Here is a 14,303-nt window from a genome sequence, read left to right as displayed (position 1 = left end):
TGCATCAAGCCGACTATTTACATCAACAAAGGGTGTTTAGCAAAAAATCGTCATATTGTTGGAGACTACTATATAGGAAAGAAAGTTTTTGATAAGATGGATTTTAGAGTTAAAAACTACGTTATTACGGAACAATCAACGTAATTTAATAATCCAAAGAACGGTGAATAATTTATTTAGGATACAGTAGTAAAGTTAGGGGAGTAGGCATGAAGCTTTTTAAGCGCATCATCAAATATTTACTAATCTTAATTGGGGGAGCTGGTTTAGCGATTGCTATTGCAATTAATGTTTCTCCGAGACCATTCGTCTTCTTTTTAAATCACGCTGCAAAAGACGAAGCTGCAATTAGGCCACGCGCGTATCAGGGTTATCGGGATCAGATTTCCATTAAAAAGGATGTCAGATATTCATCGCAATCCGCTAAAAACACCATGGATATTTTTTATAAAAAGGATAACCGTACTAAACCAACGATTATTTGGGCGCACGGGGGTGCCTTTGTTGCTGGCGATAAGTCGGGAACCACTTATTGGGCTACTAAAATGGCGGCAAATGGGTATAACGTCGTGTCAATTAACTACACGCTTGCTCCGGATCGCCAGTATCCCACCCAAGTGAACCAGATGCGGGAAGCCATTCAATTCGTGCATCGTAACTATGCAAAACAATTAAATGTGCAAAAAGTAGTCGTCGGTGGTGATTCAGCTGGGGCCCATATTGCGTCTCAAGTAATTGCCGCGCAGTGTAACCATCAGCTAGCTACCGCAATAAATTATCATCATTTGAGAGATGTAAAAATTGTTGGCGGATTATTATACTGTGGGCCGTATGATATTAAACAAATGGTAAATAAAAAGCACGTAGATACCATGACGAAACTTTTTGTTAATCAAGTCGGCTGGGCATACCTAGGCGACAAGGATTGGAAAAGTTCGGCAAAGGGGCGGTTGGTTTCCACGGTGAATTACGTGAATAAGCAATTCCCACCGATTTTTATTACAGATGGTAATAATGGATCTTTTGAAGCCCAAGGAAAAGAGCTATACCATAAATTACGTGAGGAAGGAGTGGCTACGCAGGCGTTATTTTTCGGTAAAGGACGAAAAGTTAACCATGAATACCAGTTTGATTTGGATAGCCGGGCTGGTAAAGAATGTTTCGAGAATACACAAGATTTTTTAAAAAACTTAGATTAGCTGGTGGATCTGGTTAGCCGGCGACCGTCTAATACAATATAAATTGACTATGGATACAAGGTTTAGCGCTGTGATGTTTGATAAATTAGAGGGACTTTTCAAGGATTTTTAGCTTCTTGGGAAGTCTTTTTTAGTTTCTCTATCACGTTTTTTTATAAAAAATCCGCTAAGAAGTCTTGTACAGAAAACGCTTTATTTATGGAAATTTAGGAGAAAAAAGGCAGAAATAAGGCTTTTTGCAAAAAAAATATTTCATTTTGCAAATATCTCTGAAAGGATGGAATCCTAATTTGTTGGGGGATGACGGAGTTTTTATTACAAAATGTTACAGAATCTTACAAAATATCCCTATTTCCCAAAATATCCCAATATGTTTGTAATATAGGTTCGGTAAAGTAATAACCTGTTGAAACGAAAGAAACACGGACATGATTTTTTAAACATAAAGGAGATATTTAATCTATATGTCAATCAAAAGTAAATTTTCAAAACTATCTATTGCTTTACTTGCGGGTGCAGCAATCGGTGCAACGGCAATTACAAGTGGTAGTGCAAATGCGGACGAAATTTACACTGTAAAATCTGGTGATACTCTTTCAGAAATCAGCTACGCGTTTAACCTTAACGGTAACTACGATGCAATCGCACAAGCTAACCACATTAAAGACGTTAACTTCATTACGGTTGGTCAAAAATTAGTAATTAAGGATAACGGAAGCATTCAAAAGGCTACTAAGTCAGAAATCAAGTCGCTTCCAGAAGTTGATAAAGATACTAATGCTGCAGCAGCTACTAAGCAAGCAACTCCGGCAAAGACTGCTACACCAAAGGCAACTTCTACTAAAACAGCAAGTTACAGTGGAAACAGCTCAGTATCTTCAGTTGCTAACGAAATGGCATCCCGGACGGGAGTTTCTGCTGCTAAGTGGCAACAAATTATCATGCGTGAATCTGGCGGGAACGCTAACGTATCTAACGCTTCTTCCGGAGCTTACGGTTTGTTCCAATTATTAGGTCACGGTGAACATGCTGGAATGTCAGTTGCTGAACAAATCAACATGGCAACTAACGTTTATAACGCACAAGGTTTATCAGCTTGGGGAGAATAAGCTGATAAATATCGGATCTTAGAAAATAATATTTCATTTTTGACAATTAACCTAAGCGTAAAAAAGCAATGATAGCAAGGCTAACGGGTTGGTTTGTTACAAAATGTTACTTAACTTTACAAAATTTCAGTGATTTATCAGAATTCGAAAATAGTTCTGTAATAATCATCGTGTAAAGTTACTGATGTTGAAACAAAGAAGAAAAAAGTGTTTTTAAAAATAAGGAGAAATAATTAAATGTCAATTAAAAGTAAAATTTCTAAAATGTCAATCGCATTACTTTCTGGTGCCGCAATTGGTGCTGCTATGATTACTACCAGTGGTAGTGCTAGCGCTGATGAAATTTACACAGTAAAATCTGGCGATACACTCTCAGAAATTAGTTACTCATTTGGCTTAAACGGTGATTACAACACCATCGCTAAGGCTAACAACATTGCTGACGTAAACGTAATTTACGTTGGTCAAAAGTTGAAGATCACTAACGATGGTGACATCAAGCAAGCTACAAACAAAGATGTTCAACAACTTCCTGAAGTAAAGCAAAACACAAACGCTGCTGGCGCAAGCCAAGCACAAACAACTCAAACTCAAACTCAAGCACAAACGCAAACTAGCCAAGCACCTGTTCAAAAGGCTGCTCCAGTTCGTCAAGCAAGCACAACTAACAACAATCGCTCATACTCATCAAACGCAACTGGCAATGAAGCTGCTGCTAAAGCTTGGATCGCTGCGCGCGAATCAGGTGGTTCATACACAGCTCGTAACGGGCAATACGTTGGTAAGTATCAATTATCTTCATCATACTTAAATGGTGACTACTCCGCAGCTAACCAAGAACGTGTTGCTGACAACTACGTTAAGTCACGTTACGGTAGCTGGAGTGCTGCTAAGAACGCTTGGGTGTCACAAGGTTGGTACTAAAATAAAAATATTTATACGTTAAAAACTGGGAAAATAGTCCCAAACCATGGCAGAGACCAGAATTTACGAAATTCTGGTCTCTGTTTTCGTTTAGAAGTGGAAACCTGGTTATCAAAGAAGGCACTTCAATGCTGAGATAGTAATGGTTGCTGGCTGTGCCTAGGAAAAATAGTTTTAAAATAACCCGTTAGGAGATGCGTGGATGGATAAGGAATATGGAGTTAAACTTGCGTACTACGAATCACTGTTGGAAAATAGCTACGCGGAAGCGGTAGCACAGTTAAAAGAAAAGTATGGAATGGTGGAAGACGACTATTTTCGCGAGAAGTCTTATGAGCGGTTTTTGAATGGGAAAATAAAATTCCCAGAAAAAGGAAATTTTTCAAAAACAGCGTTAGGTTTATATTGTCATCACATAAATGAAAATCATCATGAGCATTTAGCGGATCTAGAATGGATAAAAAAATATCAATACTCCTTCGAACTCCAGCAAAAAGAACAACTAGTTTATTGCGATCTATTCGAACACTTGCTTTTGCAGGCGTTAATCATGAAAGAAACTGGTAATCAGTTTGGAGAAACGGAATTTCGGGTAGTCTTAGCGCCAGACGTCATCAACTTTTATTCGAGAAAATTGGAGCCAAAAACAAAATGGAAAAAAGTAATTAAACAAAGGGCATTTTTACCCAGCGAGGAAACCGAGCAACTTTTAGATAAGGTAATGGGGTTTTTAGGGACGGTGTAGGATTTCCAAAATAGCATTACTCGATTAATAAACGGTGCAAAGCTATTTTGAATAGTAACGCTCGTAAGTAAGAATTAAATTTAACCGATAATTGCTAACGAAAATTATGTCGAAATTATGTGACAATCAATGTTTAGATCAAGCATAATTGTCAACAAATTTAATAATTGTAGAGTGGAAAAAAGGTCAGAGAAGTTTGTGAGCACTAACTAAGACATCGATCATTATGCCGAATTTGGGCATAATGGTCGATTTTTAGTTAAGCAGTATAAAATGCCTTTTGACGTAAGTTTGGGCGTTATTAAAGCCAAGACGGCAAAATGATTTTTGGAAAATTTTCGTTCTTGAAAGGATTTTTAGCTTTTTATAATTTTATCTAGATTTTAAAGAAAATGCGATGGAGAACGATTTAGTAAGGAGTCTAATATAATATTTTAGCGATAATGCCTGTATTCGGACGGTTTGCGTCAATTGAAGCATTACGTGATCTGCCCACTTGTTGAACGTTAAAAGCGACTTTTTTAAGGTGTTTTTGCGCCTTTAATTTCGTTATCATAAAAGGGGACGGCCAAAACTAAGGGTCTTTTTCCGTATTTTTCATAAATTTTTCGATTAAAAAAGACTATACTGAGTGATGTAAATGAAATTGGAGGAATTTCAATGCAGATATTAATGATTGAAGATAATAAATCAGTTTCTGATATGATGGGAATGTTTTTTAAGAAGGAAAAGTGGAAAGTTACTTTTGCTTATGACGGGGTCAAGGCGTTAGAAATTTTTAAGGCGGATCCGCAACAATGGGACATTGTTTTGCTGGATTTAAATTTACCAGGAAAAGATGGAATGGAAGTGGCAGCAGAATTACGACGGACTTCACGTACAGTGCCGCTAATAATGTTGACTGCCCGAGACTCTGAAAGTGACCAAGTATTAGGGTTAGAAATGGGAGCAGACGAGTACATTACTAAACCATTTAGCCCAATTACTCTGATTGCAAGGATTAAGGCATTACACCGCCGGGTCTTGATGAATAAACACAATAGTAATGCGGAGCAACAGGCTGGTAAATTCGACGTGCGGACGGCGCACTTAAAGATTAGCACGGCAACCCGCGAAGTCTACTTAGACGGAAAATTAATTTCAGATTTGACGCCGAAAGAGTTTGATCTACTAAAAACCTTGGCGCAAAAGCCAATGCAAGTTTTCTCCCGGGAGCAATTATTACAAATGGTGTGGGATTACGAGTATTATGGTGATGAACGAACCGTGGACGCTCACATTAAAAAGCTTCGACAAAAACTTGAGGCAGTAGGCCCACAAGTAGTGCAAACGGTTTGGGGCGTTGGTTACAAATTCGATGATAGTAAAATTGACGAGGGATAACTAATGAAGTTGTTTTTTCAACAAATGATGGCCTTCTTAGCGGTAACCGTGGCGACGCTACTAATTGTTGGTTTAGTATTTATTCAATTTACACGTGATTCAGTTTACCGCACTAAGTGGCATTCTTTGCAAGAATATGCAGATAGCATTTTCCAGCAATCGGTAGTCCTAGACCCACAAGATTCGTCGGTGACGACCGTTCGGGTAGATCAATTGATGGGGATGGAGCGTTTATTAAATAATCAGCACATTCATTTCACCATTTATACGGAAAATGGCGAACGGGTTAGCTACCCTAATGACAATACCGCGACGCAAATCAGTAAAAAACAGTGGAAAGAGTTGAACAAGGGTAATATTCTTCGTCAAGAATCCCGCATGGCGGTCGGGCAGGTAAAACACCGAATCACCATGACGGAGCTTAAAAAACCGTATTTTGACCGTCAAGGAAAGTTAGTTTGTGTAATTGCGGTGGGCTCCCCCTTGGCAAGGGTGCAGGCTGATATTCAACAGGTACAAAAGAACTTATTGGTCACGTTTGGTTTAGCAATCCTGGTAGCAATCGTAGCTTCCTACTTTTTGTCACGATATATGGTTCGACGGATTCAACAAATCCGTCAAGCAGCTCACCGAGTTACCGAAGGAGATTTCGAGGTGCAATTAGATCCTGGTCGACAGGACGAAATTGGCGAATTAAGTGCCGATTTTAACTTAATGACTAAGTCACTTAAAGAATCTAATGATGAAATTAAGCGTCAAGAAGAACGACGGCGAGCTTTTATGGCGGATGCGGCTCATGAAATGCGCACACCGTTAACGACAATTAACGGTCTTTTAGAGGGCTTAGAATACGACGCCATTCCGGAAGATAGTAAGGAAGAAAGCATTCGACTGATGCAAAGGGAAACTAAGCGATTGATTCGGTTGGTTAACGACAACTTAGACTATGAACGAATTCGCACCAATAAAATTAAATTAGATTGCCAGATGGTTAACTTAAAACAAGCTGTTCTTCGCGTAGTAGAACAGCTGGGCAAAAAGGCGGAAAAGGAAAATGACCAGCTTATAGTAGAGATGAATAGTGACGTGGTGGTGTACGCAGATCCCGACCGGTTAATTCAAATTCTATTCAACATTGTGCAAAACGGGATTCAATTTACCCAAAACGGCCAAATCACGGTGCGTGCGCAGAATGCAAGTGACGGAACCAATATTCAAATTAGCGATAACGGGATTGGAATGACCGAGGATCAAATTAAAAATATTTGGGAACGGTACTACAAAGCAGATGCTTCGCGAATCCAGACGAAGGGTGAATCTGGTTTGGGGATGGCAATCGTGCACGAACTAGTCCAAATTCACGGCGGTAAAATTGAAGTTTCAAGCGCGCCAGGCCGGGGGACCACCTTTAAATTGCATTTTCCTAAAGCATCCGAAGATCAATAGGGGCTTGGGTTGTAAATATAGGGTACGTGGCAACATCGTTAAAGGCAATATACTAAGGAGTTGGCGAGAATCTTTAGGTTCTTGGACAACTCCTTTTATTTTTGCTGCCATTTAGTTAAACAGTGGGGCTTGATTTTGTGACAAAGAAAAAAGCCTGACGAATAAATCCGCCAAGCTTTTTAATTAAAGGTTTATTTTTACCACATTGAAGGAGTATTGAACCATTCAATACGTTCCTTAACAGTGTTCTTGATAGCTTCTGTACCGGAAGCAAGAACCTTACGAGGGTCAAATCCTTTAGGCTTCTTGTCATTGTCTTCTTCGTAGTACTTACGAACAGCTTCTGACCAAGCAATTTGTTGTTCAGTATTAACGTTAACTTTTGAAATACCCATTGAAATTGCCTTAACAATTTGTTCCTTAGGAATTCCTGAACCACCGTGCAATACAAGTGGTGTGTCGATAGCGTCAGCTAATTCTTGAAGACGATCGAAGTTCAAACCTTTCCAGTTTTCAGGGTAAACACCATGGATGTTACCAATACCAACGGCAAGGTAGTCAACACCTGTAGCTGCAAGTGTCTTAGCTTCTTCAACGTCAGCTAATTCACCAGCACCAACGATTCCGTCTTCTTCACCACCGATTGAACCAACTTCAGCTTCAACAGAAATACCTTGAGCATGTGCCAAAGCAACGATTTCTTTTGTTTTAACCAAGTTATCTTCGAAATCAAGGTCATGGCCGTCAAACATAACTGAGCTGTATCCAGCAGCAATAGCTTCCTTAGCAGCTTCGTAGTTACCATGGTCTAAGTGCATGATAACTGGAACAGTGATGCCCATTGATTCTACTTCGCTTTCAACAAGGTTCTTAACAGCTTTGTAACCACCCATGTACTTAGCAGCACCCATTGATGATTGGATCAAGATTGGTGTGTGTGTTTCTTGACCTGCTGCTAGAATAGCACGAGTCCATTCAAGGTTATTTGTGTTGAAAGCACCTACAGCGTAGTGGCCCTTACGAGCAGCTGCAAATGTTTCTGTACCATTAATAAATGACATAAAACTGGTTCCTCCCAATATTTTTATACAGACAAAGAGTTCTCCTCTTCGCAACACTTCTATTCTAGCACAAAACCTTAAAATTTTATACGAGTTTTCATAAAACTACTCGATTACTTTTAATGCATCTAATGGTTATTTTCATAACGAGTTTCAAAAAATGAAAAATGAAGTATACCATTTTTATTTCAAAAAAAATGTTGGAATTCGTTTTCATAACTGGTACAATAATACTTTGTCTTATGAGAGAGACAGAGATTGATAAATATATAGGAGATATTGATATGAATATTTTACTCGCTTTGGTTCCCGCAATTATGTGGGGAAGTATTGGTTTAGTGAGTGGCCGCTTAGGCGGGAGTGCGTCGCAGCAAACGTTAGGAATGACGATGGGTGCGGTGATTTTCTCCTTAGTGACCCTCGTGATTTACCAGCCAACGTTAAACGGTAAGATTTGGATTGCTGGTTTGATTTCCGGCCTTTTTTGGGCAGTTGGGCAATTTAACCAGTTTAGTTCAATGAAGCACATTGGGGTTTCTAAGACAGTGCCAATTTCAACCGGCTTACAGTTGGCAGGGAACGCCCTTGCAGGGGTACTGATTTGGCACGAATGGACTTCCGGTAATATGATTATGGTTGGTACCATCGCGGTAATCGCTTTAATCGTTGGTGCGGCATTAACGTCGCTAAAAGATAAGAGCGATTCCACGACGGAAAACGATGACGAAAATATGCCAGCCGGAATTCAAGCGCTGACAATTTCGACGATTGGGTACATCGGTTATACGGTAATCGTGCGTTTTGCAAATGTTGATGCGAAGGCAATTATTTTCCCACAAGCAGTTGGAATGTTGCTCGGAGCTTTCTTATTTGTTTTCTTTGCTAAAGAAACGGATCAAATTGCAAAGAAACCAACGTTCTTAAACATTACTACTGGTTTGATTTGGGGAATCGGGAACATCTTCATGTTCTTGGCAATTCCATCAGTTGGACTAGCAATTAGCTACTCTTTAGCACAAGCTGGAATTGTAATTTCTACTTTCGGATCAATTTGGTTACTAGGCGAGCGTAAGACCCATCGCGAAATGCAGTTCGTGATTATCGGCTCGATTTTAATTATTATCGGTGAAACGTTACTAGCAACGTTAAAATAGAAATCTTAATATGAAGAAAAAAGACTGGGATTATAAAATTCTCAGTCTTTTTTATGCAATCATATAAAAACATGAGGAGTTTTTGCGTAGAATTCAACAAAAGATATAGACCAATTTTCTTTAGAAAAACTTAATTTTTAAAGTGACTTGCTGACGGACGCTAATTTGTTTAAGGAAAATTTAACCGCTTCAAGTTGTCCAAAGTTCTTCAAAGTCTGGCAAACTATTGTATAATAGTAGGGAATTCTAAATAAAAGGGGTATTTAAAATGGCACACATTTCATTTGATAGTTCCAACGTGGCTGATTTCGTTCATGAAAATGAACTTGCTGAAATCCAACCAATGGTTACCGCTGCCGACGAATTAGTTCGCAAAGGTACTGGTGCAGGAAGCGACTTCCGGGGCTGGTTAGACTTACCATCTAACTACGATAAGGAAGAATTCGCACGGATTAAGAAAGCTGCTGAAAAGATTCGCGAAGATTCCGAAGTCTTTGTTGCAATCGGAATTGGTGGCTCATATTTGGGAGCCCGTGCCGCAATTGATTTCTTAAACAACACGTTCTACAACATGTTGACTAAGGAACAACGTAACGGTGCACCTCAAGTAATTTTTGCTGGTAACTCAATTAGTTCCACATACCTTGCAGACGTTTTGAACTTGATTGGTGACCGTGACTTCTCGATCAACGTAATTTCTAAGTCGGGTACAACTACCGAACCTGCAATTGCTTTCCGCGTTTTGAAGGAAAAATTGATTGCAAAATACGGTGAAGAAGAAGCTAAGAAACGGATCTACGCTACAACTGACCGTGCAAAAGGTGCTTTGAAGACTGAAGCAGATGCTGAAGGCTACGAAGAATTTGTTGTGCCTGATGACATCGGGGGACGTTTCTCAGTACTTTCTGCAGTTGGTTTACTTCCAATTGCCGTAGCTGGTGGCGACATCGATCAATTAATGAAGGGTGCCGAAGACGCAAGCAAGGAATACACAGATGCTGACGTTAACAAAAACGACGCATACAAGTATGCCGCATTGCGGAACATCCTTTACCGGAAGGGTTACACTACCGAATTGCTTGAAAACTACGAACCAACGTTACAATACTTTGGCGAATGGTGGAAGCAATTGATGGGTGAATCCGAAGGTAAGGACCAAAAGGGCATTTACCCTTCATCAGCAAACTTCTCAACTGATTTACACTCACTTGGACAATACATCCAAGAAGGTCGTCGCGACTTGATGGAAACTGTAATTAACGTTGAAAAGCCAAACCATGACATCGACATTCCTAAGGAAGCAGAAAACCTTGATGGTCTCCGTTACCTAGAAGGTCGGACAATGGACGAAGTTAATAAGAAAGCTTACCAAGGGGTTACCCTTGCACACAACGATGGTGGCGTTCCGGTAATGACGCTTAACATCCCTGACCAAACTGCTTACACGCTTGGTTACATGATTTACTTCTTTGAAGCAGCCGTTGCCGTTTCTGGTTACTTGAACGGAATCAACCCATTCAACCAACCAGGTGTTGAAGCATACAAGTCCAACATGTTTGCTTTACTTGGTAAACCAGGTTACGAAGATAAGACTGAAGAATTAAATGCTCGTTTAAAATAATTTTAAACTAGGCTAGTATTTAAAAATCCTGATCGCAATTTAAAAATTGTGGTCAGGATTTTTTATTTACAGTTTTAATTTGCTAAACAGCTGTTGATATCGTAGAAAACGCGGACTCTTAAGCAGAATCTTAGTTAAAATGGTGCCCACTAAGCCGCCAAAAAGGGTCGCAGCGAGGAAACGCGGAGTGTAAATGAACCAATACAAGCCGTTACTACTGCCGGTGAATAAAATCATCACCGGATAGCTTAGCAGGGAGCCAATAATTCCGGTACCGATGATTTCCCCTAGCCAAGCGCCGCCGACCCGGTTAGTCCACCGGTAAAAGAGGGCGGAAAGAACGCCACCAAATACTGCGCCAGTTAAGGCGAGCGGGGGAATTCCCAGAATGAGCATCCGAATTATTCCGGTCATCAAAGTGATCGCGAATGCGTAAAAGGGGCCGACCAAACAGCCAATGATTACGTTTAGCACGCTCGACATGGGTGCCATTCCTTCGATCCGAAAAAGCGGGGAAGTAACTACGTCGATGGCGATCAGTAAAGCAGCGATGGCCAGTCGTAAAGTGGTTTTATTTTGCATGGTAATTCCTCCAAAATTAATTTTAGCTAGGGGATGCTACCTAAAAAGCCCAGTTAAAAAGCGGTCTCCCGCAAAGCAGGACACCGCTGGTTACATAAAATCAGTAAAAACACAATTATACGTAGCTTGGCTAATGCACTGCTCCCTGCGCTAATCCTAATTAGATCAGGTTCAATGGGTATAATCTCAGCCGCGTGGCACCCCAGCAATGTTAGTAGTTATTTGTTGATCAAGGTACCACGTTTTTTTAACTTTGTAAATGGGGTTAACTTTATAAAAAATCGAATTCGTCAAAAAATAGGTTAAGCGTTTACATTAGGAGTCGTATAATGGTAATGAAGTGTAAAGCGGTTTGATGGACAAAGCTAATTTGGAGGAGGTTAGCGAAATGAAACAACTTGTTGCGATATGGGGATTAACGCACGGCATTCATCGCATTTTAGATAAATCACTAATAATCACGGCTGCCGCTTACGGTAATTTGGGCGCTTCAAGAGCGTATACTCAGCTACGGAAAATTTTAGGCGCATCAGAACTGAAAGCCCGGATTTTGCCTAGTACTGAATTTTTGTTGGAGAATTCTCCACAAGTATTTGATGAACGTGGTGATTTAATTGATCAAACTAAAAATGTCCAGCAGTTAAACCATGCTCATCAAGCTATGAAACAGAATTAAAGTAATTTGTGCGCCAAAATGGCGATAGCCCTCGAGAGGGCGTGTGATAAAATAAAATTTGGGGTAATTGCCGGATCGATTGGCGAGCAATCATATAAACGAATGTTAGTGGAGCATTTACGGCAATATTTTCAAAAAACGTGACAATTGAAGTGCTAGATCTTCGGCAAGTTCACCTATTTAACGAGGATCAAGACCTAAGCGCCCTCCTCGTTTTACAGGAGTTAAATCAAAAAATAATGCGACCGATGGGATAATTTTCGCCGCTCCAGAACATAATCATGCTATCCCTGCAGCTCTGAAAAAACTTATTAAATGGTTTTCGTTTAAATTACCCGATGGGAAATCAATCCGGGTGACAGTATAGACAAGGGGGTTCCTGCACTCAATTGCATTTGAAACAGATCCTAGAGGCGCTTATACGTCAATGGGATCGTTATATCGGGCAATGAGTTTTTGCTAAGTAGTGCAAAAACAGCTTTCAATGAAGCCGGTGATTTGCGGGATGCAAGAATGGTGGCTTTTCTTGAACAAATTTTGCAAAAGTTTCTTAAATTTGTGCGGGTGATTGAACAACTTGAGTAGCTGTTGCGCTTGGGATCCAGTATTAAAGTTTATTGAGTAGGAGTTTAGATTAAATGAAGCAAAATTGGCAAAAGCCTTCCCCAAGATTAAATTGGACGCGATTTTATTCAATGGTAACCATCTTGGTCTTGATAACTAGTGTAGTGGGCTTAGAAATGTTACGGGTTAGCGCACACCAAGAAGTTGCGCAATCACAATCGCCACGCGGCCCAGTAAACAAAAAGGGTTCGGCTAAGCATCAACCCGCGACAAACCCACAAGTTCCAATGAAGAAAGCCGTCAATAAAGCGACCGCTAAGGGATTTGCTGAACAATTACGTCCGTTTTTAGCGAATACAAATGCAAAGGTTGCGGTTGCAGTGTATTCAAAACGAGACCATCAGCTTTATGAGGCAACCAATACCAAGCAGACTACTTTCCCTTCGGCAAGTATTATTAAAACCGACTTTTTAGTAGAACTGTTACATCAGCGTCACCAAAAAGCCAGCGCTTTAACCACCGGAGAGCAAAACGCGACGGTACAGATGATTGAAAATAGTGACAACGATGCGGCCACGAGTATCTACAATGATATCGGCAGCGCGCGAGGTTTAGGGCAATTGTTTAACAACTTAAAAATGACTAACTCGACTGCGTTAGCAAGTGGGTGGGCGCTGACACCCACCACCCCCCGTGACCAAATTAAGGTGTTAAACAAGATTTTTTACGAGAACGGCTATATCTCAAATAAGTCAAAGGCCTATACTAAAAATTTGATGGCTAACGTTGCCGACGACCAAGACTGGGGAATTTCAGCAGGTTCCGAGTATGCTTGGCTAAAGAATGGTTGGAAACAGATGCCTAACGGGCACTGGATTGTTAACAGCGTTGGTTACTTAGGCAAGGGCGAGAACAGTTGTACTATTGCAATCATGTCAGAAGATAACCCTTCTTTGGAAAGCGGGGAGGCATTATTAGAAAAGTTAAGTCAACAAGTCGGCGTTCAGCTAAAAATTGCGGGAGCTGAACGGAAGGCTTAGGAAGCGAAAATAAAATCCGTTGGTATTAAGCGTGTAAACTAAATGCCAACGGATTTTTTTGTGGTTAAACAAAAAAGCTGCCACCCTCTGATCTTGAGGATGACAGCTTTTTAAATGATTGGCCATACTGGGTTCGAACCAGTAAATTACGGATTCAGAGTCCGCTGCCTTACCAATTTGGCGAATGGCCAATAAATCACCCGCACGGGGATCGAACCCGTAACTCCGGCTTGAGAGGCCGACGTCTTAACCAATTTGACCAGCGGGCAAATTACTATATTAATTTACACTAAATTTTGCATTTCGTCAATAAACTAAGCGAAAAATGGTTAATTAATTGCTAAAATTTCCACCTGATATTGCTCATCGGGGGCGTTAACCGTCACCACGTCATGAAGGTGGTGGTGTAGTAGGGCAGCGCCTAGCGGAGATTGATAAGAAACTTTTTGCTGAGCCACGTCGGCTTCATGTTTACCCACAATTTCGTAAGTGACGGTGAAGTCGTCATCCAAAAATCGGAGAGTGACGTTGCTGCCGAGGTCAATTTTAGTACGATCCGTGTTTTCCACAATCTTGGAGTAGTTAATCTGCCGTTCCAGATAGCGTAGGCGGCCTTCCATTCGGCGTAAATCCCGTTTGGCTGCACTATATTCCGCATTTTCGGATAAATCACCCAGTGCGCGGGCGTCCGCTAACGCCTTAATCAAGCCGGGGCGGGTCTTTTTTAGATCAGCAATCTCTTGTTGAATCTTTTGATATCCGGTTTTAGTCATCGGTACGAATTGGGGTTGCATATGCT

Annotated in this window: 14 protein-coding genes, 2 tRNA genes and 1 riboswitch; of the genes, 11 read left to right on the top strand and 5 right to left on the bottom strand. The window is 40.6% G+C overall.

What is annotated here, in order from left to right:
* Positions 1-209 precede the first annotated feature (209 nt).
* From HMPREF0623_RS03985 to HMPREF0623_RS03960, 6 genes are all read left to right on the top strand, one after another.
* The gene (locus HMPREF0623_RS03985) at positions 210-1,199 is read left to right on the top strand and encodes an alpha/beta hydrolase (protein ID WP_002832180.1); all 990 of its coding nucleotides are present in this window, start codon (positions 210-212) and stop codon (positions 1,197-1,199) included.
* Between the two features lie 464 nt (positions 1,200-1,663).
* Entirely contained in the window at positions 1,664-2,308 is a 645-nt protein-coding gene (locus HMPREF0623_RS03980) for a LysM peptidoglycan-binding domain-containing protein (protein WP_004165473.1), read from the top strand.
* A gap of 237 nt (positions 2,309-2,545) precedes the next feature.
* Positions 2,546-3,232 (top strand): aggregation-promoting factor, encoded by a 687-nt coding sequence (apf, locus tag HMPREF0623_RS03975; protein ID WP_002832178.1) that lies wholly within the window; start codon positions 2,546-2,548, stop codon positions 3,230-3,232.
* Between the two features lie 202 nt (positions 3,233-3,434).
* Positions 3,435-3,977, top strand: a complete 543-nt coding sequence (locus HMPREF0623_RS03970; RefSeq protein ID WP_004165471.1) for a hypothetical protein — start codon at positions 3,435-3,437, stop codon at positions 3,975-3,977.
* 660 nt (positions 3,978-4,637) lie between these two features.
* Entirely contained in the window at positions 4,638-5,360 is a 723-nt protein-coding gene (locus tag HMPREF0623_RS03965; RefSeq protein WP_002832176.1) for a response regulator transcription factor, read from the top strand.
* 3 nt (positions 5,361-5,363) lie between these two features.
* The gene (locus HMPREF0623_RS03960; RefSeq protein WP_004166058.1) at positions 5,364-6,806 is read left to right on the top strand and encodes a sensor histidine kinase; all 1,443 of its coding nucleotides are present in this window, start codon (positions 5,364-5,366) and stop codon (positions 6,804-6,806) included.
* Between the two features lie 197 nt (positions 6,807-7,003).
* On the opposite strand, the gene fba is transcribed toward HMPREF0623_RS03960, so the two are convergent.
* Positions 7,004-7,867 (bottom strand): class II fructose-1,6-bisphosphate aldolase, encoded by an 864-nt coding sequence (fba, locus tag HMPREF0623_RS03955; protein ID WP_002832174.1) that lies wholly within the window; start codon positions 7,865-7,867, stop codon positions 7,004-7,006.
* 284 nt (positions 7,868-8,151) lie between these two features.
* Here fba and HMPREF0623_RS03950 point away from each other — a divergent pair, with 284 nt between their 5' ends.
* On the top strand, positions 8,152-9,021 hold the full coding sequence (locus tag HMPREF0623_RS03950) for a GRP family sugar transporter (protein WP_002832171.1): 870 nt from the start codon (positions 8,152-8,154) through the stop codon (positions 9,019-9,021).
* 268 nt (positions 9,022-9,289) lie between these two features.
* On the top strand, positions 9,290-10,642 hold the full coding sequence (locus HMPREF0623_RS03945; protein ID WP_002832169.1) for a glucose-6-phosphate isomerase: 1,353 nt from the start codon (positions 9,290-9,292) through the stop codon (positions 10,640-10,642).
* Positions 10,643-10,708: 66 nt separating this feature from the next.
* Here the strand turns inward: HMPREF0623_RS03945 and thiW are convergent, their stop codons facing one another.
* A complete protein-coding gene (gene thiW, locus HMPREF0623_RS03940) occupies positions 10,709-11,224 on the bottom strand; it encodes an energy coupling factor transporter S component ThiW (protein ID WP_002832168.1) in 516 nt (171 codons plus the stop codon).
* 125 nt (positions 11,225-11,349) lie between these two features.
* Positions 11,350-11,439: riboswitch (TPP riboswitch) on the bottom strand.
* A 173-nt stretch (positions 11,440-11,612) separates the two neighbouring features.
* On the opposite strand from thiW, the gene HMPREF0623_RS03935 reads away from it, so the two are divergent.
* The 3 genes from HMPREF0623_RS03935 (at position 11,613) to HMPREF0623_RS03925 (ending at position 13,504) form a co-directional block, all read left to right on the top strand.
* Positions 11,613-11,900: a hypothetical protein gene (locus tag HMPREF0623_RS03935; RefSeq protein WP_002832167.1), complete on the top strand. Its 288-nt coding sequence runs from the start codon at positions 11,613-11,615 to the stop codon at positions 11,898-11,900.
* Positions 11,901-12,153: 253 nt separating this feature from the next.
* Positions 12,154-12,267, top strand: a complete 114-nt coding sequence (locus HMPREF0623_RS09710; protein ID WP_316242202.1) for an NAD(P)H-dependent oxidoreductase — start codon at positions 12,154-12,156, stop codon at positions 12,265-12,267.
* Positions 12,268-12,538: 271 nt separating this feature from the next.
* On the top strand, positions 12,539-13,504 hold the full coding sequence (locus HMPREF0623_RS03925; protein WP_036671266.1) for an LppW family protein: 966 nt from the start codon (positions 12,539-12,541) through the stop codon (positions 13,502-13,504).
* Between the two features lie 118 nt (positions 13,505-13,622).
* Here HMPREF0623_RS03925 and HMPREF0623_RS03920 read toward each other — a convergent pair.
* From HMPREF0623_RS03920 to greA, 3 genes are all read right to left on the bottom strand, one after another.
* Positions 13,623-13,695 (bottom strand) — tRNA-Gln (locus HMPREF0623_RS03920).
* Between the two features lie 5 nt (positions 13,696-13,700).
* Positions 13,701-13,773 (bottom strand) — tRNA-Glu (locus HMPREF0623_RS03915).
* Between the two features lie 60 nt (positions 13,774-13,833).
* On the bottom strand, positions 13,834-14,298 hold the full coding sequence (greA, locus tag HMPREF0623_RS03910; protein WP_002832165.1) for a transcription elongation factor GreA: 465 nt from the start codon (positions 14,296-14,298) through the stop codon (positions 13,834-13,836).
* Between the last annotated feature and the right edge of the window lie 5 nt (positions 14,299-14,303).

Source organism: Pediococcus acidilactici DSM 20284 (genome assembly GCF_000146325.1).
Classification (GTDB): Bacteria; Bacillota; Bacilli; order Lactobacillales; family Lactobacillaceae; genus Pediococcus; species Pediococcus acidilactici.
Note: the sequence above shows the minus strand (reverse complement) of the source record. Positions and strands in the feature narration are given on the sequence as shown.

Bases quoted from the DNA above. Each gene is read 5' to 3' on its own strand.
- HMPREF0623_RS03985 (WP_002832180.1), top strand. From the start codon at position 210: ATGAAGCTTTTTAAGCGCATCATCAAATATTTACTAATCTTAATTGGG.
- HMPREF0623_RS03980 (WP_004165473.1), top strand. From the start codon at position 1,664: ATGTCAATCAAAAGTAAATTTTCAAAACTATCTATTGCTTTACTTGCG.
- apf (WP_002832178.1), top strand. From the start codon at position 2,546: ATGTCAATTAAAAGTAAAATTTCTAAAATGTCAATCGCATTACTTTCT.
- HMPREF0623_RS03970 (WP_004165471.1), top strand. From the start codon at position 3,435: ATGGATAAGGAATATGGAGTTAAACTTGCGTACTACGAATCACTGTTG.
- HMPREF0623_RS03965 (WP_002832176.1), top strand. From the start codon at position 4,638: ATGCAGATATTAATGATTGAAGATAATAAATCAGTTTCTGATATGATG.
- HMPREF0623_RS03960 (WP_004166058.1), top strand. From the start codon at position 5,364: ATGAAGTTGTTTTTTCAACAAATGATGGCCTTCTTAGCGGTAACCGTG.
- fba (WP_002832174.1), bottom strand. From the start codon at position 7,867: ATGTCATTTATTAATGGTACAGAAACATTTGCAGCTGCTCGTAAGGGC.
- HMPREF0623_RS03950 (WP_002832171.1), top strand. From the start codon at position 8,152: ATGAATATTTTACTCGCTTTGGTTCCCGCAATTATGTGGGGAAGTATT.
- HMPREF0623_RS03945 (WP_002832169.1), top strand. From the start codon at position 9,290: ATGGCACACATTTCATTTGATAGTTCCAACGTGGCTGATTTCGTTCAT.
- thiW (WP_002832168.1), bottom strand. From the start codon at position 11,224: ATGCAAAATAAAACCACTTTACGACTGGCCATCGCTGCTTTACTGATC.
- HMPREF0623_RS03935 (WP_002832167.1), top strand. From the start codon at position 11,613: ATGAAACAACTTGTTGCGATATGGGGATTAACGCACGGCATTCATCGC.
- HMPREF0623_RS03925 (WP_036671266.1), top strand. From the start codon at position 12,539: ATGAAGCAAAATTGGCAAAAGCCTTCCCCAAGATTAAATTGGACGCGA.
- greA (WP_002832165.1), bottom strand. From the start codon at position 14,298: ATGCAACCCCAATTCGTACCGATGACTAAAACCGGATATCAAAAGATT.